This is a genomic window from Paenibacillus sp. 01T443 (genome assembly GCF_056398325.1).
In genome coordinates this window covers 1-21120 of record NZ_JBFTPE010000001.1, presented here as the reverse complement: position 1 = coordinate 21120, position 21120 = coordinate 1, and the positions used below count along the sequence as shown (strand labels likewise).

The window sequence follows — 21120 nt, the reverse complement described above, 5'->3', positions numbered from 1 at the left end:
ACTATAGGGATGTGGATTATTATGGGAACGAATGCCAAAATAGGCGGCGGCGGGTTTCATCATATAGCGATTCGCGTATTTGATTTTGACAAAACGGTTGCCTTTTATACGGAGATTCTAGGATTTACTGAGCGGGTTCGTTGGGGAGAAGGGGACAAACGCGCAATAATGCTCGATACAGGCGATGGGAATTATTTAGAGGTATTCGCGGGCGGAAAAGAAGGGCAAAAGGATGAAGGTGCATTTTTGCATTTGGCATTACGGTCAAATCGAGTAACGGAAACGGTTGAGCTTGCAAGAGAAGCCGGAATGGAAGTTACTGTAGAGCCCAAGGAAGTCGTGCTTGGAGGTATTCCTGTCCGCATTGCCTTCTTCAAGGGTCCTGAGGGCGAGATTATCGAACTGTTCGAGAGCACAAGCGAAGATCAGCTATAATAAATATTACGTTTGTCTGGAACGCGTTCAAGTCTTATAATAGATAACGGTAAAGTGTCAGTCGCTGAATCTTAGGCGATGACATGCAAAAGTTTAGGGGGAATTCATTTTGACAATGGAACAACAACGACTGCTTGTATTCGCTGGTTCTTATGCAGAAGCAGAAGAGAGCGGCGTTTATGTGTATGCTTTTGATGAAGAATSGGGTACATTAACGCTGACGGACTCGATTGCGGGATTTAAGAACCCGACCTTTCTAAACGTGGATGCAGATCGCAGGTTATTATACTCTATCGCAGAAACGGTTAATCAATCCGGACAAAAGGTTGGAGAAGCAGCCGCATTCGCCATTGATTCTGCAAAGGGCTCGATTCAACTCATAAATCGTGAAATAACGGTTGATTCAACCACTTGCCATATTCAACGCGATGTGAATAGCCAATTTTTGACGGTAACTAGCTATCATGGCGGAATGATTGGACTTTTCAGCGTTTCTGAGGATGGCGCAATCGGTCAAAAGCTGGATGTCGTCCAACATGAAGGTAGAAGCCAGAATCCTGAACGACAGGATCGGCCGCACCCGCATTCGTCTTTCTACAGTCCAGACGGACAATTTTTGCTCATAGCCGATTTGGGCCTAGATCGTATCGTTACCTATAAACTTGATACAGCCGCTCAAAAGCTGGTTCATCAAAGTGAGGTTGCACTTCATCCCGGAGCAGGTCCGCGTCACTTGTCCTTCCATCCAAACGGCGGTTTTGTCTACGTAATTAATGAAGTGGATTCGACTATTACTTCGTTTACATACGAAAAAGAGACAGGCCGGTTAACGACCAAGGAGACAGTAAGCACATTGCCGGCTGGCTTCGAGGGTGAAAATTCTTGTGCTGAAATAACGGTATCTATGGATGGAAAGTATCTGTACGGCTCTAATCGCGGTCACGACAGCCTAGTTGTATATGCCATTGACGAGCTTTCAGGCCTACTTTCGCTTGTTCAGCATATTTCTGTCGAGGGCGGTCACCCGCGTCATTTTGCATTGACACCGAATGGGCGTTATTTATTGGCAGCAAATCGGGATTCGGATAACATTGTGACGTTTAAAGTCGATCAAAGCAGCGGGAAGTTATCGTTTACAGGAAAAAGTGTTACGTTGGCGAAGCCAGTTTGTGTCATCCCTGTTTATTTAACGATATAAATAATTAACGACATAAGTATAGAGATGAAAAGGGGAATACAGAAGCGTGGCTACTACCGAAGATGAAAAGCCGAAGCTAAAAGCGACTAAAATTCTTAAATGCAAAAATCCGGAATGCAAAGCATGGGTAAGAGATGAGTTTGCAGCAACCGAACAAACCTGCCCGATTTGCAAAGGTCCTATGCTAAGGAGCATGCGTCATTTGCCAGCGGTTCAGAATAAACCAAAGCCGCAGCCTCGCAAGCCGAAATCGGACTATTAATTGTATCCTAAAAAAATCCCAATCCGCTTTTTTACATGCGGATTGGGATTTTTTCGTTGGTGCAGATAGAAAGAATGGACGAACCAGCAGGCTGTTATGTTAGGATAGATATACCAAACAATGACAGGATGGTATAGTAGAATGCTGTTTTATTTTATTGCTTTGTTTACGGCTGCAGTAATCATTTGGTTAAATAACCGCAGGAATGAATCGAACCGCTGGGCGGCTTATTTCTTATGCAGCGCATCAACAGGCGGTCTCTCAGATGTACTCATGGTAAATGGATATGCTTATGCAGCGGATGTGTTGCAATTTCTTAATTATACGGTCACTCCGTACGGTGTCCTCATTTTTTCATTGATCTATACAAATGCAGCGGACGCTAAACGTTCCAGATGGAAGCACAAGTTATATCTGATGCTTCCGCTTATCACAATGGCTGTATTCGAGATGCTATCGGATAACAATCAATGGTTTTTTAATTTGCTGCTGCTATGGAGCGCTCCTTATTATCTTATATCCTGTTATCTGTTAGTGATTTCGGTTTGGAGAGAACGCGAGCCACGRTTAAAACGTAATCGATTCATCACAACGATTATCATTGCTCCGACTTTATTAGCTGTGCTCTTTTTCATCTATGTGGCGAAGGTGGTTTCTCCTGATTTCGAATTTTTTAATTATATTTCGGTTTTTATAATCTATTCGCTTGTTGTTGCTCTGTTGTGTACGTTTATGTATGGCGTTTTAGGCGTAAGGCTGCGTTTTGAGCATGATCCGATGGAAAGCACCATGCGAGCGGTCAGCTCTGGAGCATCCATGCTAAATCACACCATCAAGAATGAGATTGGCAAAATCGCGATCAGTACAGAAAATTTAAACAGCTTATTGCCCGATCAGAGCGAGCAATCCAAGCAGCATATGCAGATCATTATGAATGCGTCCAATCATATGCTGGAGATGATGAACCGGATTCATAGTCAGATAAAGGATATTGTTCTGAAGGAAGAGGCTGTTCAGCTAAAGCAGATGATTGAGAAAAGTCTCTTGCAGCATAAAGCCTTGCTTAGTAGGAACAGCATTACCGTAGAGGCGGTTTATGAGATCGATCCTGTCATCTTGTGCGATTCCATCCATATAAGCGAAGCATTTGGCAACCTGCTGATGAATGCCGCTGAGGCGATGCCGAATGGAGGAGAAATAGAGGTTAAGCTGACTGCGTATAAAAATGGCGTCGAGCTGTCCGTACAAGATAGGGGCGCTGGAATACCGGCAGAAAAACTAGGCCAAGTATTCGATCCGTTCTACAGCAGCGGGAAAAGCGGTAAAAATTTCGGACTTGGATTGTCCTATGTGTATAATGTCATGCAGAAAAGCGGAGCAAAAATAGTGCTCACCAGCGAGGAAGGGCAAGGTACGAGGGCTGTATTGATTTGGTCAAGAAAAAAGATTTTATAAGTTTTTATTGGAGGGGAACACCTTGAGTCACATTAAGGTATTTATTGTAGAGGATGACTCTGACTGGATTAAGGCGTTAACTTCTTACTTGAGTCGCGAACCTGATTTGCTTGTTGTCGGAACGGCATCCAATTCGACAGAAGCGTTAAGCATGGCGCAAACCATTCCTTTTGATGTGGTACTCATGGATATCCAGCTCGATGGCAGCAGGCTCGATGGTATTCATACGGCAATGTTAATGCAGGAGCATTCCTCTGCCAAAATCATAATGTTAACGTCATTAAATGATGAACAATCCATGACGCAGGCGTTTACTGCAGGTGCGGTTCAATATTTGGAGAAAACGCGCTTTCAAGAGCTGCCTCAAGCGATACGAAGTGCTTATCACCATCCGGCACCGATGGAGGCGCTGCTCAAAGAGTTTGCAAGATTGAAACGGGAGGAGCAGCTTAAGGAGCTGACCGGAGCTGAACGTGAGGTATTTGAACTTATTGAGTGTGGCTATACGCAGTCCCAAATTGAACAAAAGCTATTTAAGGCCGAAAGCACACTGAAAAACCAGGTCAATAAAATGCTCAAGAAATTCGGCGTCCGCAGCAGCAAAGAAGCGGTGGAGAAGGTCAGGCGAAGAGGACTATTTCAGCGGGAAGAGCAGGATCATGATAAATAAATCATTTACCTTACCAGGGGTACTACGAATCGTAGTACCTCTTTCTTTATTGTTCTATGAAAGTTGGAACTGCCGGTCAACCGGCTAATGCCTTTAAAATAGGAGATGAAAGGACGCGATGGGATGGATAAAGCCATAGCTTGCTCTGATTTGCCGATCATACTGTTAATTGATGGTAACTGCTTGTTGTGCAATGGAATTACGAAGTTTGTGGCCAAGAGAGATAAAAATTTAATATTCCGGTTCGCTTCTCTGCAATCTCAAGCGGGGCAGGCACTGCTGCGGGCAGGGAATTTACCGACTGACGATATCGACACTTTTGTCATGATACAGGATGGCCGTTATTATACGAAATCAGATGCTGCATTACGTGTCTTGCGCAGGCTTGATGGCTGGTGGCGGATATTTTATATATTTATCGCGGTACCGCTAAATTGGCGCAATCGCTTCTATGATTTCATTGCTCGGAATCGTTTTCGCTGGTTCGGGACGGCTGATGCTTGTAGTTTACCGACATCTCAGCTGATCAACCGTTTCTTGGAGAATGGCGTACATGCTGAACCTAAGGAGAACATTTTAGATGAAAAATAAGCCGATTTATGTAGAGCTTGATATCGATGCTGCCTTATCAGAACTTTGGGAGCATACGCAAGATCCACGGCTGCATGAGCAGTGGGATCTTCGATTCAAGGAAATTGAGTATCTGCCGAGAGCGGACGCGTCAGAAAAGCAGTTGTTTCGATATGCGACGAGAATCGGCTTTGGCTTTAAAATCGCTGGAATGGGTGAGACATGCAGTACTCCTGCTCCAAATAAAGGAATACGACTGTCTACCTTAGCATTCGCTTCCGAGCAGCCGCTTTCGTTAATTCGTAAAGGGGGAGGTTACTGGAAATACGAGGAAAACGGAGATCGGCTGACTTTTATTACGTTATTTGATTATAAGACCCGATTTGGTTTCGCTGGAAAATTACTGGATCGGTACCTGTTCCGACCTCTATTCGGCTATGCCACAGCTTGGAGCTTTGATCGATTGCGGATATGGCTGGAAGAGCGTATTCCGCCTTCCGTCATAGCGGAAAGGGCCTTGATTCATTATATGAGTGTCATCTTGATCATGCTGCTGTGGTGCTATGAAGGGTTAGTTCCGAAGCTGCTCTTTCCTGAGGCAGGGGAGCTGTATCTGATGAGAAAGCTAGGTTGGTTTGAAGGAAGTGAGCTGCAAATCATTCCATTGATTGGCATTCTCGAAATAGGATTAGGCTTGATTACTGCATTTTGGCACCGGAGAAGCGGTATGTATACCGTTCAAGCCTTGCTGCTGCTATTGCTTACTGCTCCTATGATTTTATTTGCTCCCGAGCTGCTGGCAGCGCCGTTCAATCCGCTTACGTTGGCGCTGCCAATGATTGGCCTTTGCTTCGCTGCCCGTTGGAGCAGCAAGTACCTGCCGCAAGCAAGCCGCTGCAGACGCAAGTACAGCCCATCACTTCGAAAAGAGGGGATAACATGCGATCGATTTACGAGCAAGCGCTAGGTACGGATTTCCTCAAGCTCCATCCGCGTATTCAACAGCGTTTCGGCTTTAACAGCCAGGATCAGACTGCTTCGATAGGACATGGCGTTATGCAGCGAATCTGGTACAATAAGCTGGTAACACTGCCGCTTTTTATCGGGACCTTCCGACATATCATGTTTCCTCAGGGCGGAAAAAACATTCCATTTACGATAGAAAATTTTGCTTACTTAGATTCATTCGGAAGAGAAACCGTAACATGGATTCGTAAATTCAAGTTCCCGAGATCGGTTAGACATTTCGATGCGACAATGGTATTTAGCGGCAAGCGGGATCTAATCGTAGATTATTTAGGCAATAAACAGCATTTGGCGGTTGATCTTGATATTGCGGTTTCAGCTAACGGAGGAATTAAGATACGCTCCGGCGAGCAGCGATTCTATGAGGGGCCGCTTCAGTTCCGCTTCCCAAGGCTGTTTACGGGTGAAGCAGAGGTTAATGAGTGGTATGATGACGAAGCGGACTGTTATCGAATCACTGTCGATGTGCGCAATCCCGTAGTTGGGCAGATATTCCGCTATGTAGGCTCCTTCCAAGCCACGTTTATCAAGGCTGGACCGGAGGCAATACCGGTAGGTATCCGGCCGCTTCGAGACGAGAAACGGGAATAATCGGCATCTGCCGTTTATTCCTTTTTGTCACTTGCCTGCTGGGCGTTGTATAATAGCGGTAGACATGATTGGGAGATTCACGCTGGCAAGGATCAGAAAGTGGAGTCCGTAGGAAATGGAGTATCTGACGAATGAAAAAGTTTAAAAAGTTTTATATAGAGACAACAAGCATATGTAATTTATCATGCAGCTTTTGCCCGCCAACACTGCGCGCGAAAGGCTTTATTAAAGTAGAGGATTTTAAAAAAACGCTTGATCAAATCAAACCGCACACGGATTATATATACTTCCATGTAAAAGGTGAGCCAATGCTTCACCCTAAGATGGATGAGCTTCTCGATATTAGCTACGAGAAGGGCTTTAAAGTGAATATTACGTCAAATGGAACACTTATCACGAAAAATAGGGAAAAGCTGTTGAATAAACCCGCGCTGCGCCAAATCAATTTCTCGCTTCATAGTTTTGACGGCCACGCAGGCTCTAAAGATAAAGAAGGCTATCTCGCAGAGATTTTGTCTTTCGTTAAGGAAGCGGTAGCAAGCAGCAAGATCATCATTTCGTTTCGACTTTGGAATCTGGACATGGATAATGAAACGAATCAGCAGAAGAACAAAAACCGCGAGCTGCTTGCCATGATTGAGAAGGCCTTTGATCTCGATTATAAAATCGAAGAGAAGTTCATTCCGGGCTCCGGCGTGAAAATCGCGGAACGCATTTATTTAAATCAAGATCCCGAATTCAAATGGCCTGATTTGAAGGAGCCAGAGTATAACGGAAAGGGCTTCTGTCACGCCCTCCGCAATCAAGCAGGCATTTTGATTGATGGAACCGTTATTCCTTGCTGCTTAGACGGAGAAGGCGTCATCAATTTAGGCAATATCCATGACACTCACTTCTCGGAAATCATTGAAAATGAACGGTCAACAAAGCTTTATGACGGCTTCTCAAGACGTGAAGCCGTGGAGGAGCTTTGCCGAAAATGCGGCTACCGCCAGCGTTTTGGCTGATCGCACGGAAAGGGTATAGAAGGTGCAGGATATGCAAAAGAATCTATTGATCGTAGAGGATGATCTTTCCATTGCGGAAATGATGTCCGACCATTTGAGCAAGGAAGGATACCGTATTGTTCACGCTGTGAACGGCCTAGCCGCGTTAGAACGATTTGACCTTGAGAAAATTGATTTGATCCTGCTCGATCTAATGTTACCGGAGCTGGACGGGACGGCGTTTTTGAAAGTGGTCCGGACAAGAAGCTTCGTACCCATACTTATCGTATCGGCCAAGGACAGTGAGCATGACAAAGCGCTGGGACTTGGCTTCGGCGCAGATGATTATATGACGAAGCCTTTCTCGCTAATAGAGCTTTCCGCCCGCGTGAAGGCTTGTTTGAGGCGAGCTACTGTCTATACTGGGAATGTCAGCGCCGAGGAGGGCCTGAAACGGCATACTGAGCTTCGCATTCATGAGCTGTCGCTTGATACGGAGCAGCATATCGTGAGTAAAAACGGAAAAGAAATTAAACTGACGGGCAAGGAGTTTGAAATCCTAAAGCTGCTTATGCTAAATCCGAAGCGTGCTTTCTCTAAAGCGCAAATGTACGTAAAGGTTTGGGATGAGGATTATTTAGGAGACGATAATGCGATCAACGTTCATATAAGCCGACTGAGAGAAAAGATTGAAAACGATCCTTCTTCGCCGCAGTATATCAAGACGGTTTGGGGAATCGGTTATAAGCTGGGGGAGTTTTAATGTGGAGATTCTCTTAGTTATTAGCTTAGCAGCTGCAGGGGGCTTGTTGATTTTCCTCTGCTATCGCCATCTTAGGCGCAGCAAACAGCTCCGATACATCCATAGCAAGGTTAATGAATGGAATAATGGCCAAACATCGGAGAAGTTAATGTTATTCTCAGCCGATCGTGCGCTGCAGCCGTTATTAATTGAGATAAATCGATTAATTGAAAACAACCGCAATACGGAAGCGCTTCATGTGAAACATGAGCAGTCGATGCGAAAAATGCTGACGAATATGTCCCATGATATGAAGACGCCGCTAACGGTCGTGCTTGGACTTACGGAAACGGTTGCCACGGATCATACGCTCCATGAACAAGAACGTAAGAGATTATTGATGAAGGTCCATGGGAAAGCAATGGAAATGGTTGCTATGTTAAATAAGTTTTTTGATTTAGCCAAGCTGGAGTCCGAAGATCAGCATGTTCCGCTAGCCAAAATAAACATGAATTTGTTATGCGAAAATATCATTTTATTTTTTTACGATACGATCACTTCCAAAGGACTGGAGGTTGATATCGCGATTCCTGAGCAAACGATTTTTGCGCTTGGGAACAAAGACGCCCTTGAGCGTATATGCAGCAATCTAATATCAAATGCGATCCGGTACGGCAGTGAAGGCAATGCCATTGGGTTTTCACTTAGCGCTGACGCCGAGAAAGTCAATATCGAGGTATGGGATCGCGGACGCGGAATAAGTGAGCACGATCAATTACAAATATTTGAGCGCTTATATACGCTGGAGGACTCACGGAACAGGGAATATCAGGGGAGCGGCCTCGGACTTACCATAACTAAACGGCTGGTTGAAAAGCTGGGCGGGAACATAAACGTGAAGAGCATTCCGTTTAAGAAAACGATTTTTACGGTCACATTGAACAAGCTTAATTATTAATCAAAAAACATAAAATATGAAGATCGTCGTTACGCTCCGGGTGAGCCTGCGGCGATTTTTTTTCATACAGGTGACATTTCGAAAGGAATTCTTAAGTTTTTAGAAATGGGAACGACAGCTTGTTTTGATACACTAGTTATCGAAGGTAACGGAATGATGTTTATGGCATGCAGGAGGAAGAGGATGAGCATATTACTGCGCACGAACAAACTAAGCAAGTCATTTAAAGGGAAAGAGGTCGTCTCAGAGGTCAGCATGACGATTAAGAAGGGCGAAATATACGGTTTCCTGGGTCCTAATGGAGCGGGCAAGACGACGATCATGCGAATGCTGACGGGGCTTATCAATCCGACAAGCGGCTCGATTGAGCTGTTTGGATCGACGATGGACCGGAAGGCGAGCGAGTTGATGAAACGAATGGGTAGTATTATTGAGTATCCGATATTTTATGAGCATTTGTCGGCTCAAAAAAATTTAGAGCTGCATTGCGACTATATGGGCTGCTATGAGCCGCATGCGATTAGCGAGGCACTGCAGCTGGTTGGGCTTTCGCAGACGGGGAATAAGCCGGTAAAAGCGTTCTCGCTCGGCATGAAGCAGCGCTTAGGGATCGCCCGGGCGATTAGTACGAAGCCTGAGCTGCTCATATTGGATGAACCGGTAAATGGGATGGACCCCGTAGGTATTCGTGAATTACGGGAATTGTTCACGATGCTGAGCAAGGAGTTCGGTATGACATTGCTCATTTCCAGCCATATTTTGCAGGAAATCGAGCTGCTTGCAGATACGATTGGCGTCATACACAACGGGAGACTGATTGAGGAACTGTCGATGGAGCAGGTGCGCAGCGAGCAAGCCGAATATATCGAAGTGATTACGACAGATGGCAAGCTGGCGGCCTTTGTCCTAGAGGACAAGCTGGGTATTGTAAACTATAAAGTAACGGATGATCACACGCTTCGAGTATATGACCCTAGTGTTACAGCCGTCCAATTATCAAGGTCACTGGTGCTAAATGATATCGGAATTGAATCCTTGACCCGGAAAAGCATTTCACTCGAGGAGCATTTCGTCAAATGGATTCAAGGAGGCAGCGATAATGGGTAAGCTCATCATGTTGGAGCTGCAAAAAATAAAGCTGAGAAATTGGCTGATATGTGCAATCATAGCAAATCTCTTGATCAGTCTTTGGGTAAGCACGAATTTGCCGGATGAAGGGGTGAAAAGCTATTTAGAGGCTTTTTACAGCATTCGATCTTATGTGGAGATTACGTTTATCGTATTTTCCTCGGTATTGCTTTCTAAGCTTTTCCTGGATGAATACAAAAACAGAACGATTTCCGTATTGTTCACTTATCCTGTGCCAAGACATCATATTCTTATCGCAAAGCTAATTTTGTTTTGTCTTTTCTCATTTTTGACGGCGCTGCTTTCCAACGGGTTTGTTGCCGCGTTTTTTTTATTCGTTGACTCGCAGAGAAGCTTTATAGCTGAGCCTCTGACTTTGCTTATGCTGCGCGAGGAATTCTTTCGAATCGTAATCAACAGCTGTTCCGTAGTGGGTCTGGGGATAATCCCGCTTTACATAGGGCTGATCCGTAAGTCTGTACCTGCCTTTATGGTTTGTTCCATGTTTTTGGCGTTGATGTTCGGAAGCACGCATGATGAAAGCGGCAGTAATTGGTCCGGAGCGATTTCGATCGCGATGTTCTGCCTTGTTTTAGGATTGATATCCGCTATCGTTTCGATTCGCAAAGCTATACGGGAGGACATTATGTAAGAGGCTGGAATTGTTGGGCGGGGACCTTTTGTGTTATGATTTGTTTCATGTTGTTCTTTTCTATCAATCTATCATTCAAAAAAGTTAGGAGATTCAAAGACAAATGGACTTTCTCACGATTTTAAAAGCGATTATTTTGGGCATTGTGGAAGGACTGACGGAATTTGCCCCCGTATCCTCGACGGGACACATGGTTATCGTCGATGATATGTGGCTTCAGTCAGAGCTATATTTGACGAAATACGTAGCGAACACGTTCAAAATCGTTATTCAGTTAGGCTCGATTCTGGCTGTGGTCATTATCTTCCGATATCGTTTCATTGATTTGCTTGGATTGCGGCGCGGAGGGCAGGAAGCAGTTCAGAGTGCTTCGGAGCCAAAGCGAAAGCTGAAGCTTACGCATGTGCTGGTAGGACTCATTCCTGCAGGCGTGTTCGGACTTTTGTTTGACGATTACATCGATGAATATTTGTTTTCGATTAAAACGGTGCTCGTAGGGCTTGTTATCGGAGCAATTTTCATGATAATCGCTGATCGCTTCCGACCTGCCAAGGCTAAGATTGAGACTGTTGACCAAATTACTTACAAGCAGGCTCTATCGGTGGGATTGATTCAATGTTTATCGCTTTGGCCGGGATTCTCACGTTCGGGCTCGACGATTTCAGGTGGGGTATTGCTTGGAATGAGCCATCGGGCAGCGGCGGATTTCACATTCATTATGGCGGTGCCGATCATGGCGGGTGCAAGCTTGCTGTCCTTGGCTAAAAACTGGGAATACTTCACAGTGGATTCATTGCCGTTTTTTATTGCAGGCTTTCTAAGTGCTTTCGTATTCGCACTGATTTCGATTCGTTTCTTCTTGAAGCTGATTAATAAGATCAAGCTGGTTCCTTTTGCGATTTACCGCATCGTGCTCGCAGCTGTTATCTATATCGTTTACTTCTAAAAAAATGGCTTGCTCTCCCGAAAAAGGTGAGCAAGCCATTTTTATTTTTCGATGCGGTAAGCGATTGGTTTTTGAGCTTCATAAATACCGATGCGGCCCGAACAAAGAAAAGCGATCATACAGCCGATGAACAAGTAAATCGCCCCTTCGGAGCCAAATAGCTCAATGCCCATGATGAAGCAGGCAAGCGGGGTCTTCGCAGCTCCGCTAAATACCGAGATGAAACCGATGGCTGCGAGAAAGGGAACGGATATTTGAAACAATCCGGCAAGCGCGCTCCCTAGCGTTGAACCGATAACAAAGAGCGGCGTAACTTCTCCGCCCTGAAAGCCTGTCCCAAGGGTCAAGGCCGTAAATAGAGTTTTGAGCAGGAAAACGAGAGGGGATAGCGCTTCTTGAAAGGCCTGCTGCATGAGCGGAATACCAAGGCCTAAATAATCACGTGTGCCGAGAGCATAGACAAGAGCGATGACGAGCAAGCCTCCAATTGCGCTCTTTAACACGGGATTCGTAAACCATTTGCTAAACAACTGCTTTAGGCTCCGGGTTAGCTGAGTAAATAAAATAGCCGTTAAACCAAAAAGCACCGATGCGCAAACGACTTTTAATACGACTAGCCAGCCAAGCGGAGGGATATCGCCTATTGCATAATGGATATGATTGATTCCCCATGCGGTGGTAACCAAATGACCCACATAACTTGCAATGAAGCAGGGCAGCAGCGCTTCATAGCTGATGACGCCGATGGCAAGAACCTCTAATCCGAATAGCGTACCCGCTAGCGGAGTGCCGAATACGGCGCCAAAGCCGCTGCTGATCCCGCACATCAAAATAATTTTACGGTCCAGCCGATTTAATTCTAACAGCTTGCCTAACCCTTCAGATAAGCTGCCGCCCATTTGAACGGCCGTTCCTTCCCGGCCGGCTGACCCGCCGAACAAATGCGTCGTAAGCGTTCCTAATAAAACAAGTGGTGCCATTCTTAAAGGAACCGCGCCTTCTCCGGAATGTATTTGCTCGATAATGAGATTATTGCCTCTGCCTGATTCTTTCCCAACCTTGAGATATAGATAGCTAATGAACGCACCGCCCGCGGGAAGCAGCCAAAACAGCCATGGATGCTGATATCTGGCTTCTGTAACCCAGTCAAGACTGGTCAGAAACAACGCGGAAGCAGAGCCGGAGAGAATACCTACGCTTCCGGCCATAAGAAGCCATTTTAACATAAATTTCAATAGATAAACGGGGTTTAAATGTCTTGCCTCAACCATGCTGAATAACTCCTTCGCCGATCTCCTAACAACTATTATACATCTCCCTTCTAAGAGGTAAAGAAAATCATGCCAAAGGATTAAAGGATAGCCATCCGCCTTGAACACCGAGTGAAATCCAAATCAAATGATAGATATTGACGAAGAAATAGAGAACCACCGTGAGAAGAATACACGGATTAATCCATTTCCGGTTTTTCGTAAAGTAATATATGACGATCAGGAGCATGGGAAGCAATAGCTTCATGGCGTAATAGCTGACGATATTCCATTCATAAATGCGCTTAACGATTGGGTTGAGCTCGTCGATCAGGAAAAAACGCAGTCCGATGTCAGTAAATACAGCATCCGCGAAAGATAATAATAATAATCCGAAAAGCAGCGCTTTTAAATCCCATTTTACGATAGCAGAGATGGCATTCGTCCTCCAATCGATAGAAAATCGCGATGAAGCCCATATAAGATGCATATGTTGCCTATGGCTTATCATTCCACGGGGATTCCGATAGCATTAAAAGAAGTATGTTACCATCAAAACTTTGACTCCGCATACAATCTAGTGATATATTTGAGTGTGCGATAAGTGCAGGAGATTTCACAGCCGGTTGTGTGCATCCACGCAGCTGTTTGTGCCTATTATATGGAGGCAAGCTACCCTTGAATAAATATCCGTTTGATTTTGACCCGAAACAACCTTTTATGGCTCAGGCGAGCGATTGGATCGCTGATGTTTTTTATGAGAAGCTGCCTGAAGCCGGTTTTGAAATAAGAGATGAACAAATTTATATGGCTTTTCAATTGGAACGCGCTTATGCCGATAAACAAACCATTTTTGCCGAAGCAGGAGTGGGAACTGGAAAAACATTCGTATATCTGCTGTATGCCATTACGTATGCAAGATATACGAGAAAACCGGCTATTATTGCATGCGCAGATGAATCGTTAATTGAACAGCTCGTGAAGCCCGAAGGGGATATCGCCAAGCTGGCCCGCTATTTGGAGTTAACGATTGATGCGAGATTGGGGAAATCCGCGGATCAATATATTTGCTTGAATAAGCTTGAAGACGCGAGAGCAGGACAGGATAACGCGGAGCTGTTCGACAGTATTTACCGTGAGCTTCCAAGCTTCGTTCACAAGCCGGATTCCATGCAAAGTTTTCATCCCTATGGAAATCGCAAGGATTATCCGAACTTGAACGATGAGCAGTGGAACGAGCTCGGCTGGGATGTTTTTCAGGATTGTCTGGTATGCGATGTCAGACATCGCTGCGGTCAAACCCTCTCGCGCGATCATTATCGTAAAGCGGCAGACGTGATCATTTGCTCTCACGATTTCTACATGGAGCATATTTGGACGTATGAGGCTAGAAAACGCGAGGGTCAGCTTCCTTTGCTGCCTGAGTACAGCTCTGTCGTCTTTGACGAGGGCCATCTGTTGGAAACCGCTGCGCAGCAAGCGCTAACCTATAAACTCAATCATGCCGTATTTGAAGGCATTGTGACAAGATTGCTCCAAGAGGAGATACGCGAGTCGTTAGCCGTTGCAGTGGAGGATGCCATAACGCAAAGTGAATATTTGTTTAAAATGATGAATAAACACAGCCAAAAGGTTCCGGCATCGGATCGTAAGGAGATCATATGGAGCGCTGAGCTGATTCGTGAGATCAATCGTTTGCAGGACACGCTCTCTGTCATAGAAGAGGAGCTTGTATTCGAAAGCGGCTTATACACGATTGATACGTACCAGCTGAAAATCGTTGAAGAGCATTTGGAAATGATTCAATTTGCGCTTTCGCTGTTCAAGAAAGAAGACAAGCCGATTTGCTGGGTGTCGCAGGACAAGGAAGGAACCTCACTTGTTATCATGCCTAAATGGGTGAAGGAAGTGCTAAAGGAGCAGGTGTTTTCCCGTAAAATGCCAATCGTTTTCTCCTCCGCTACGTTGTCGGTGAATGGCTCTTTCAATTACATGATGGAGATTCTGGGCATGGAAAGCTCATTATCTTTCTCAGTGCCATCACCTTATGACTATGAGCAGCAAATGACGGTTTCCATTCCAAAAACGAATCATTTAATGGGGTTAAATGATAAGGTTGAGGAGACCTTTCGCTTACTGAATGAAAGCGGCGGCCGGACTCTTATTTTATTTCCCTCTATGGAACAGCTGGAGCAATTCAAAGCTAATGCGGACTTGCATGCCTCATCGGCAGATTACACGTTCTATTATGAAGGAACAAGCGAAATAAGCCATCTAATTGAACAGTTCCAGCATGATGAAGCGAGTATATTATGCGCGGTGACGTTATGGGAAGGCTTAGATATACCGGGACCTTCCTTATCCCAGGTTATTGTATGGGAGCTTCCGTTCCCTCCGAATGATCCCTTATTCGCGGCTAGAAGAAACGATGCGGAAGAACCGTTTGAGCAGGTGGACATGCCTTACATGCTGCTTCGCTTAAGACAAGGAATCGGACGCTTGATACGGACGCGCGAGGACAGCGGCAAAATCGTTATTTTTGGTGAGAAGCTGAGCGAGCAAGCGGTACGCGATCAAATTTTGCACATCCTACCGAGCAACGTTCGGGTGGAGCAGTAGGGAATAGTGGCTTGCGCCACTTCGGGAAGAAGGATTAATCCTTCTTCTCTTTTTTATGTTGAGTGATCAAATTGCAATATAAGAACAAATGAAAATGAAATGATTTCCAACTGGGATTACCCGTATGATTTTCCCGCGATGGCTTCGAGTTGGAGCAACGTGACCGTCACGCCAAGCAGCGCGAATATTTTGTCATAAATCGTTTATTAAGCTGGTTTAACGGGGGTAACCCTGTTGAGCCAGCTTTTTGGATATTTAAACGCATAATTTTTGAGATGCTATACATTGGTGTTTATAACMATCTGATTACGGCAAAAATATTGATTATTCGACAAAATTCTACGGGGGGGCTTATCGATGACAACAGGCATTGAACTGAAAATTCCCGAATGGATTGTTTATTTGGAAGCAATTGTTGTCTTAATCATTCCGCTTACTATTTCTTGTATTTTTAAAAGGATCCGTCAAACAAGGGATGAATAATGGAGATGAATGAAAACTTAACGATAAAAATTGCTGATATACGCCAGCAAATGTCATTTCATTCCGATGTTGCGATACGAGAGTTTATGCTTGGTGATACCGAAATTAAAGCCGCTATTGTGTTTGTGAATGGATTAGCCGATCGTGATTTGATAGATCTTCATGTTTTGCGGCCGTTAATGTCCTTGTCACGGGATTGTTTGCCTGTTACAAAATCTTATTTGATTAACCAGGTATTAACGGTCAGTCAGCTAACGGAAGTAAATGTTTTAGATGAGTTGATTCCTAAGGTGCTGATGGGCGCAACTGCACTAATTATCGATGGAATGCCGGAAATGATTTTGATCGGGACGGCAAAAAATAAATCGAGGAGCATCGAGGAGCCGATTTCAGAAGCACTGGTAAGGGGACCGCGTGCAGGCTTTAATGAATGCATATCCGATAACACAGCGCTGCTGCGCAGACATGGCGAAAATGATAGTATGGCTTTTATTAGCATGCAGGTGGGATCACGCGCGAAAAAAGAGCTTGTTATTGCTTATATTAAAGATATTGTTGATCCTGAACTTTTGGAGGAGGTTAAGGACAGAGTCAATAAAATTGATATTGATAATTTACCGGAATCCGGCTATGTCGAGCAGTTAATCGAAGATAATTTTCTCAGTCCGTTTCCGCAGATTCAGAGCACGGAGAGACCGGATCGTGTCATAGGGGCATTGATGGAAGGCAGGGTTGCGATTCTGCTTGACGGTACTCCTTTTGCCTTAATAGCGCCGGTTACCTTTAGTATGCTGCTGCAATCTCCCGAGGATTATTATGAACGCTGGCTTGCGTCTTCGTTCCTCCGAATCCTTCGTTTTTTCGCGGCAATGGTTGCTCTGTTGGCGCCTGCCATGTATATCTCGTTTATATCGTTCCATCCCGGCTTAATTCCTACAAAGCTTGCGATTTCGATTATCGGAGCAAGGGTTGGCGTTCCTTTTTCCTCATTAGTAGAAGCATTAATCTTGGAGTTAGCGATAGAAATATTACGGGAAGCCGGGCTTCGATTGCCAAAACCAATCGGACCAGCCATGGGCATCGTGGGCGGTTTGATCATCGGCGAAGCTGCCGTGCAAGCTGGAATCGTCAGTCCTATTCTTGTCATTGTTGTTGCGGTAACGGCTATTTCGTCCTTTTCAATTCCGCAATACAGTGCGGGTATCGCGCTTCGCATGCTTCGTTTTGGAGCTATGTTTTGCGCGGCAGCTTTCGGGCTTTATGGCGTCGTATTGTTTGTTCTTCTGTTATGCGCGCATATATGCAAGCTGAAGAGCTTTGGCGTACCCTATGCTAGTCCCGGAGCACCTTATCGCGTAGGAGATTGGAAGGACTTTTTTGTACGCGCACCTATTTTTTTGATGAAAAAGAGACCCGAAATGCTGCATCCTGCAAATGTAAGGAGGAAAAAAAAGTAGTTCTTGTAGTAGAAGGAGGCTCCAATGAAAAAAGCTCAGGATCGAATTACTACCGTACAAACCGCTGTGATCGTCTCCAATTTTATACTCGGATCGGGGATCCTGACCTTGCCCAGAGCTTCCGTAGATCTAGTGGGGACGCCGGATGTATGGTTATCGGTTTTGTTAGGCGGTTTGGTTGCCATTACCGCTGGTGTCATCATGGCCGTTTTATCAAAATCACATGCAGGCTTAACTGTTTTTCAATTTTATCAATTGCTGGTGGGAAAATGGATTGGTGGTTTAATCGGTTTAGCTTATATCATTTATTTTTTCATGACTGCCGCATATCAGGTGCGCGCACTGTCAGAAGTAACGGGGCTATTCTTGCTTGAAGGAACGCCATCTTGGGCTATTGTCATGGTATTTATGTGGGTTAGTCTCTATTTGATGACCGACGGAATAAATCCAATCGCGCGATTGTTTGAATTGATTTTGCCTGTAACGATCGTCATCTATTTATTGGTGATGCTTATGTCGCTTAAGATTTTTGACTGGGAGAATTTGCGGCCTTTTTTGGGACATGGTATTTTACCTGTTTTTAACGGTATTCGATCAACAGCACTTTCATTCACAGGTGTTGAGATTATTTTGGTTATTACTGCCTTTATGAGTAACCCTAATAAATCGGTAAAAGCCGTTGCAATTGGCACAGCCATACCTATGATTATTTATATTCTCACCGTAGTTGTCGTTATTGGAGGGTTATCGATTGACGGGGTAAGTACGAGAACATGGCCGACTCTTGATCTTGTTCGAAGCTTTGAGTTTACAGGCTTGATTTTTGAGAGATTCGAGTCGTTGCTGCTGGTCATCTGGATTATGCAAATTTATTCCACCTTCACGATTACGTATTATGCAGCGGCTTTAGGGATGTCGCAGATTTTTAAGGTTAAAATCATAAAATGCTTGTACGTGCTGCTCACGATCATATTTATGATTTCAACGCTCCCCAAAGATATAAGCGCGTTGTTTGCATTTGGTGATTTTCTTGGCAATTTGGCTTTGTATTTGTTTATTCCGATTCCGATCCTGATGTTAATACTAACTAAATGGAAGAAAAGCAATAAAGGAGCGAAGGATGATGAGATACCGAAGTCATAGTAATTTTCGCCCAATAGCAATCATTCTTTGCCTAATTGCGCTGCTCTTTCAAACGGGCTGCTGGAGCAAGGATGAAATTGAAGATCTTAGTATCATTGTAGGCATGGGCCTAGATATGGCAAATGAAACGCAGCTTGAGGAAAAGTTGGAGAAACGTGGTTCAAATTACCGGAAGAAAGACATCGTTACCTATACGTTACAAATCGTAGATAAGCAGTCGGAGGCGAGGAGCGGAGATACGAAAAGCGATACCTCGGCCAAACCTTATCTTAACGTATCGGAAACCGGAGATTCACTCTTCGAGATGATCAGACAATTTTCCGCCCGCTTGGAACGGCCGATTATCGGTCATCATATGAAAGTGATCGTCATCAATGAGTCATTATCTCGTCGCTATGATATGAATAATCTTCTCAGCTTCATGCTGCGGGATAACGATATTCGTCTCAATTGCCTAGTTGTCATGAGCAGAGGGATAGCAAGAGATGTGTTGGAAGCAAAAGGGAAAGCAATTATTCCTGCCTTTCGGCTCTTTGGCATGGTTGACAATCGTTATCGCACGTATAAAATTTTGCCGCCAATGTCTCTCATCAAGCTTGAAGGAAAAATGAATTCCAAATCCAGTTATTTATTGCAAAACGTCATAGCGGTTGACGGCGAAGTGGAATTTTCGGGAGCAGCCGTTATCAAAGGCAAGACACAGAAATTTAGAGGGAGATTAAGCGAGGAAGAATTGTTAGGGGTAACCTGGTTAAAAGGCGATGGGAAAGGCGGCGTCGTAAAGAGCTATGATCCAAAAACCAAACAGGTTATCACGTACGAATTAAAATCAATGAAGAGCAAAATTGTTCCTTACGTCGAAGGCAGTAAAATCAGTTTTCGAGTCAACATCGAAACCGAAGGACGGTTAATTGAAGAATGGTTGGTTACGAATGAACCTATAGATGAAAAATTTTTAAGTAAGGCGGAGCAGTCAGTGGAGAAGGAAATAAAACGGCTGATCAATCTGGGACTTATTAAAATACAGAAAGAGTATAAAACGGATGTTGTTGGTTTTGGAACAAAATTGAGTATAAAGCACCCCAAGGTATGGAAAACGATAAAAGAGGATTGGGATGAGGAATTTAGCGGTGTTCCCATTACTTATGATGTGAAGGTCTCAATAACGGAATCGGGCTCAAAGCAAGGACACTAATCGTTTAAATAAGCCGGAAAAGGTTGTTTTTACGCTTCAAAAAACTGCGTGAAATACATATTTCACGCAGTTTGCTTTTATATCGATTTTTAAGCTATCATACTAGCATAGTGATCAACTAAATAGAGTGAATAATATGGATACATATGGAGGATTTACAATTTATATGGGTCAACATGAAGTAAAGGATAGCTACGGGTTAGAGATGGATCTATTTTCCATTTGGATGAAGAATAAAGGGATGACGAAGTCAACGCATCAAGCCTACATAAGTGATGTCAACTATTTTCTTCAGACGGTACATCCGACAGATACGAAGAAAATTACGAAAATGGATATTATGAGATATATGGCCGTCTGCCGTGAAAAGGGAGCAGGTGATGAGGCGCGGAACCGGAAGCTCTCTTCCTTGCGTTCTTTTTTTAAAGCGTTGATCGAAATGGAGCATTTGGAGAGTAACCCCGCAGCGCTCATTGCGAAGTCAAAGCAGGAGAAAAATCGAATTCCCGTCTATTTGGAGGAGAACGAGCTTGAAGCGCTGATCCATACGATGAAAGGCAAATATTATATTCGAAATGTTTCAATTGTACTATTGATGGCATATGCCGGATTGCGCGTGGGAGAAGTCCACCGGATGAATGTACAGGATTTCCGGCAGGACGGGTCCATCCATATTCTTGGGAAAGGACGCAAATGGCGCGTTATCCCGCTGCCGGAAGCATTGCAGCATATGCTGAATGAAGCGCTCGCGGATCGTAAGGAGTCAAAGCAGGGCAAGGAGCAGCCGTTTTTTGTCTCCCAATTTGGACGGAGATTGTCCATTCGCATGATTCAGACTGTTGCAGATGAAACGATCAGGCAGCTAAAGGAACGGATGCCGGCCTTAGCTGATAAACGGCTATCAAGCCATAAACTGCGCCACTCTTTCGCGACTATGCAAATCCGCAGCGGTACCGATATTCGAACCTTGCAGGAGCTGCTCGGTCATGCGAGCATAGAAACTACGCAAATTTATACGCATATTGATAATAAACAGCTTCGGAGCGCAATGAACAACATTGCAAGCAAAATTCCATTAAAGTTTCATAATACATAACGTAATTATAATTATGTAAACAAATACAACAAATTCGTTTCTTTTATTAAAAAAAGCTGTTGACAGATACTTAGCGTATGGGACTGACCCCCTAGAGTGAGACAAATCAAAACACCTTCAAGAGAATGTGAACATGTCGTAAGATGTGGATACAACCTTGGAGGTGTTTTTGCGTTGGCAACAAGAGTAAGCTACCCAGTGGAAACAAAGATGAAGGCTATTGAATTGGTGGAAACAAAGATGAAGGCTATTGAATTG

At 44.4% G+C, this 21120-nt stretch carries 22 protein-coding genes; 20 read left to right on the top strand and 2 right to left on the bottom strand.

Annotated elements, in window-relative coordinates; translation table 11 throughout:
* Nucleotides 1–21: 21 nt before the first annotated feature.
* From AC1DLI_RS00110 to AC1DLI_RS00045, 14 genes are all read left to right on the top strand, one after another.
* A complete protein-coding gene (locus tag AC1DLI_RS00110) occupies nt 22–435 on the top strand; it encodes a VOC family protein (RefSeq protein WP_477598764.1) in 414 nt (137 codons plus the stop codon).
* Nucleotides 436–550: 115 nt separating this feature from the next.
* Nucleotides 551–1633: a lactonase family protein gene (locus tag AC1DLI_RS00105; protein WP_477599329.1), complete on the top strand. Its 1083-nt coding sequence runs from the start codon at nt 551–553 to the stop codon at nt 1631–1633.
* Nucleotides 1634–1679: 46 nt separating this feature from the next.
* Nucleotides 1680–1895 carry a cold-inducible protein YdjO-related protein gene (locus AC1DLI_RS00100; protein WP_477598763.1) on the top strand — a complete coding sequence of 72 codons (216 nt, stop codon included), beginning with the start codon at nt 1680–1682 and terminating at the stop codon, nt 1893–1895.
* Nucleotides 1896–2036: 141 nt separating this feature from the next.
* Complete coding sequence (locus AC1DLI_RS00095) at nt 2037–3350, top strand: sensor histidine kinase (RefSeq protein ID WP_477598762.1); 1314 nt, start codon at nt 2037–2039, stop codon at nt 3348–3350.
* A gap of 22 nt (nt 3351–3372) precedes the next feature.
* Complete coding sequence (locus AC1DLI_RS00090; RefSeq protein ID WP_477598761.1) at nt 3373–4020, top strand: response regulator transcription factor; 648 nt, start codon at nt 3373–3375, stop codon at nt 4018–4020.
* A gap of 123 nt (nt 4021–4143) precedes the next feature.
* Complete coding sequence (locus tag AC1DLI_RS00085) at nt 4144–4611, top strand: thiol-disulfide oxidoreductase DCC family protein (protein ID WP_477598760.1); 468 nt, start codon at nt 4144–4146, stop codon at nt 4609–4611.
* A complete protein-coding gene (locus AC1DLI_RS00080; RefSeq protein ID WP_477598759.1) occupies nt 4601–5557 on the top strand; it encodes a DoxX-like family protein in 957 nt (318 codons plus the stop codon). The genes AC1DLI_RS00085 and AC1DLI_RS00080 overlap by 11 nt, the downstream gene beginning before the upstream one ends.
* A complete protein-coding gene (locus tag AC1DLI_RS00075) occupies nt 5530–6207 on the top strand; it encodes a DUF4166 domain-containing protein (protein WP_477598758.1) in 678 nt (225 codons plus the stop codon). Before AC1DLI_RS00080 ends, AC1DLI_RS00075 begins: the two co-directional genes overlap by 28 nt.
* Nucleotides 6208–6338: 131 nt before the next feature.
* Nucleotides 6339–7214 carry a radical SAM/SPASM domain-containing protein gene (locus AC1DLI_RS00070; protein WP_477598757.1) on the top strand — a complete coding sequence of 292 codons (876 nt, stop codon included), beginning with the start codon at nt 6339–6341 and terminating at the stop codon, nt 7212–7214.
* A 31-nt stretch (nt 7215–7245) separates the two neighbouring features.
* Nucleotides 7246–7956, top strand: a complete 711-nt coding sequence (locus AC1DLI_RS00065) for a response regulator transcription factor (RefSeq protein WP_477598756.1) — start codon at nt 7246–7248, stop codon at nt 7954–7956.
* Nucleotides 7957–7963: 7 nt separating this feature from the next.
* On the top strand, nt 7964–8893 hold the full coding sequence (locus AC1DLI_RS00060; protein ID WP_477599327.1) for a sensor histidine kinase: 930 nt from the start codon (nt 7964–7966) through the stop codon (nt 8891–8893).
* A 183-nt stretch (nt 8894–9076) separates the two neighbouring features.
* Complete coding sequence (locus AC1DLI_RS00055; protein WP_477598755.1) at nt 9077–10000, top strand: ABC transporter ATP-binding protein; 924 nt, start codon at nt 9077–9079, stop codon at nt 9998–10000.
* On the top strand, nt 9993–10673 hold the full coding sequence (locus AC1DLI_RS00050; protein WP_477598754.1) for an ABC transporter permease: 681 nt from the start codon (nt 9993–9995) through the stop codon (nt 10671–10673). Before AC1DLI_RS00055 ends, AC1DLI_RS00050 begins: the two co-directional genes overlap by 8 nt.
* Nucleotides 10674–10776: 103 nt before the next feature.
* Nucleotides 10777–11619, top strand: coding sequence for an undecaprenyl-diphosphate phosphatase (locus AC1DLI_RS00045; protein ID WP_477598753.1), 843 nt, complete (start codon nt 10777–10779; stop codon nt 11617–11619).
* A gap of 41 nt (nt 11620–11660) precedes the next feature.
* Here AC1DLI_RS00045 and AC1DLI_RS00040 read toward each other — a convergent pair whose 3' ends face one another.
* Nucleotides 11661–12890 (bottom strand): voltage-gated chloride channel family protein, encoded by a 1230-nt coding sequence (locus AC1DLI_RS00040; RefSeq protein WP_477598752.1) that lies wholly within the window; start codon nt 12888–12890, stop codon nt 11661–11663.
* A gap of 67 nt (nt 12891–12957) precedes the next feature.
* A complete protein-coding gene (locus tag AC1DLI_RS00035; protein ID WP_477598751.1) occupies nt 12958–13380 on the bottom strand; it encodes a DUF5658 family protein in 423 nt (140 codons plus the stop codon).
* Between the two features lie 167 nt (nt 13381–13547).
* On the opposite strand from AC1DLI_RS00035, the gene AC1DLI_RS00030 reads away from it, so the two are divergent.
* The 6 genes from AC1DLI_RS00030 (at nt 13548) to AC1DLI_RS00005 (ending at nt 20862) form a co-directional block, all read left to right on the top strand.
* A complete protein-coding gene (locus AC1DLI_RS00030; protein ID WP_477598750.1) occupies nt 13548–15488 on the top strand; it encodes an ATP-dependent DNA helicase in 1941 nt (646 codons plus the stop codon).
* Nucleotides 15489–15845: 357 nt separating this feature from the next.
* Nucleotides 15846–15971, top strand: a complete 126-nt coding sequence (locus AC1DLI_RS00025) for a hypothetical protein (protein WP_477598749.1) — start codon at nt 15846–15848, stop codon at nt 15969–15971.
* A 5-nt stretch (nt 15972–15976) separates the two neighbouring features.
* A complete protein-coding gene (locus AC1DLI_RS00020) occupies nt 15977–17428 on the top strand; it encodes a spore germination protein (RefSeq protein ID WP_477598748.1) in 1452 nt (483 codons plus the stop codon).
* 24 nt (nt 17429–17452) lie between these two features.
* A complete protein-coding gene (locus AC1DLI_RS00015; protein ID WP_477598747.1) occupies nt 17453–18571 on the top strand; it encodes a spore germination protein in 1119 nt (372 codons plus the stop codon).
* Nucleotides 18552–19766 carry a Ger(x)C family spore germination protein gene (locus AC1DLI_RS00010; RefSeq protein WP_477598746.1) on the top strand — a complete coding sequence of 405 codons (1215 nt, stop codon included), beginning with the start codon at nt 18552–18554 and terminating at the stop codon, nt 19764–19766. The genes AC1DLI_RS00015 and AC1DLI_RS00010 overlap by 20 nt, the downstream gene beginning before the upstream one ends.
* A 166-nt stretch (nt 19767–19932) precedes the next feature.
* On the top strand, nt 19933–20862 hold the full coding sequence (locus AC1DLI_RS00005; RefSeq protein ID WP_477598745.1) for a tyrosine-type recombinase/integrase: 930 nt from the start codon (nt 19933–19935) through the stop codon (nt 20860–20862).
* The last annotated feature ends 258 nt before the right edge of the window (nt 20863–21120 follow it).

What these genes read in the sequence shown, in the direction of transcription:
- AC1DLI_RS00110 (WP_477598764.1), top strand. Translation starts at nt 22, where the DNA reads ATGGGAACGAATGCCAAAATAGGCGGCGGCGGGTTTCATCATATAGCG.
- AC1DLI_RS00085 (WP_477598760.1), top strand. Translation starts at nt 4,144, where the DNA reads ATGGATAAAGCCATAGCTTGCTCTGATTTGCCGATCATACTGTTAATT.
- AC1DLI_RS00080 (WP_477598759.1), top strand. Translation starts at nt 4,601, where the DNA reads ATGAAAAATAAGCCGATTTATGTAGAGCTTGATATCGATGCTGCCTTA.
- AC1DLI_RS00075 (WP_477598758.1), top strand. Translation starts at nt 5,530, where the DNA reads ATGCGATCGATTTACGAGCAAGCGCTAGGTACGGATTTCCTCAAGCTC.
- AC1DLI_RS00070 (WP_477598757.1), top strand. Translation starts at nt 6,339, where the DNA reads ATGAAAAAGTTTAAAAAGTTTTATATAGAGACAACAAGCATATGTAAT.
- AC1DLI_RS00065 (WP_477598756.1), top strand. Translation starts at nt 7,246, where the DNA reads ATGCAAAAGAATCTATTGATCGTAGAGGATGATCTTTCCATTGCGGAA.
- AC1DLI_RS00055 (WP_477598755.1), top strand. Translation starts at nt 9,077, where the DNA reads ATGAGCATATTACTGCGCACGAACAAACTAAGCAAGTCATTTAAAGGG.
- AC1DLI_RS00050 (WP_477598754.1), top strand. Translation starts at nt 9,993, where the DNA reads ATGGGTAAGCTCATCATGTTGGAGCTGCAAAAAATAAAGCTGAGAAAT.
- AC1DLI_RS00045 (WP_477598753.1), top strand. Translation starts at nt 10,777, where the DNA reads ATGGACTTTCTCACGATTTTAAAAGCGATTATTTTGGGCATTGTGGAA.
- AC1DLI_RS00040 (WP_477598752.1), bottom strand. Translation starts at nt 12,890, where the DNA reads ATGGTTGAGGCAAGACATTTAAACCCCGTTTATCTATTGAAATTTATG.
- AC1DLI_RS00035 (WP_477598751.1), bottom strand. Translation starts at nt 13,380, where the DNA reads ATGATAAGCCATAGGCAACATATGCATCTTATATGGGCTTCATCGCGA.
- AC1DLI_RS00025 (WP_477598749.1), top strand. Translation starts at nt 15,846, where the DNA reads ATGACAACAGGCATTGAACTGAAAATTCCCGAATGGATTGTTTATTTG.
- AC1DLI_RS00020 (WP_477598748.1), top strand. Translation starts at nt 15,977, where the DNA reads ATGAATGAAAACTTAACGATAAAAATTGCTGATATACGCCAGCAAATG.
- AC1DLI_RS00015 (WP_477598747.1), top strand. Translation starts at nt 17,453, where the DNA reads ATGAAAAAAGCTCAGGATCGAATTACTACCGTACAAACCGCTGTGATC.
- AC1DLI_RS00010 (WP_477598746.1), top strand. Translation starts at nt 18,552, where the DNA reads ATGAGATACCGAAGTCATAGTAATTTTCGCCCAATAGCAATCATTCTT.
- AC1DLI_RS00005 (WP_477598745.1), top strand. Translation starts at nt 19,933, where the DNA reads ATGGGTCAACATGAAGTAAAGGATAGCTACGGGTTAGAGATGGATCTA.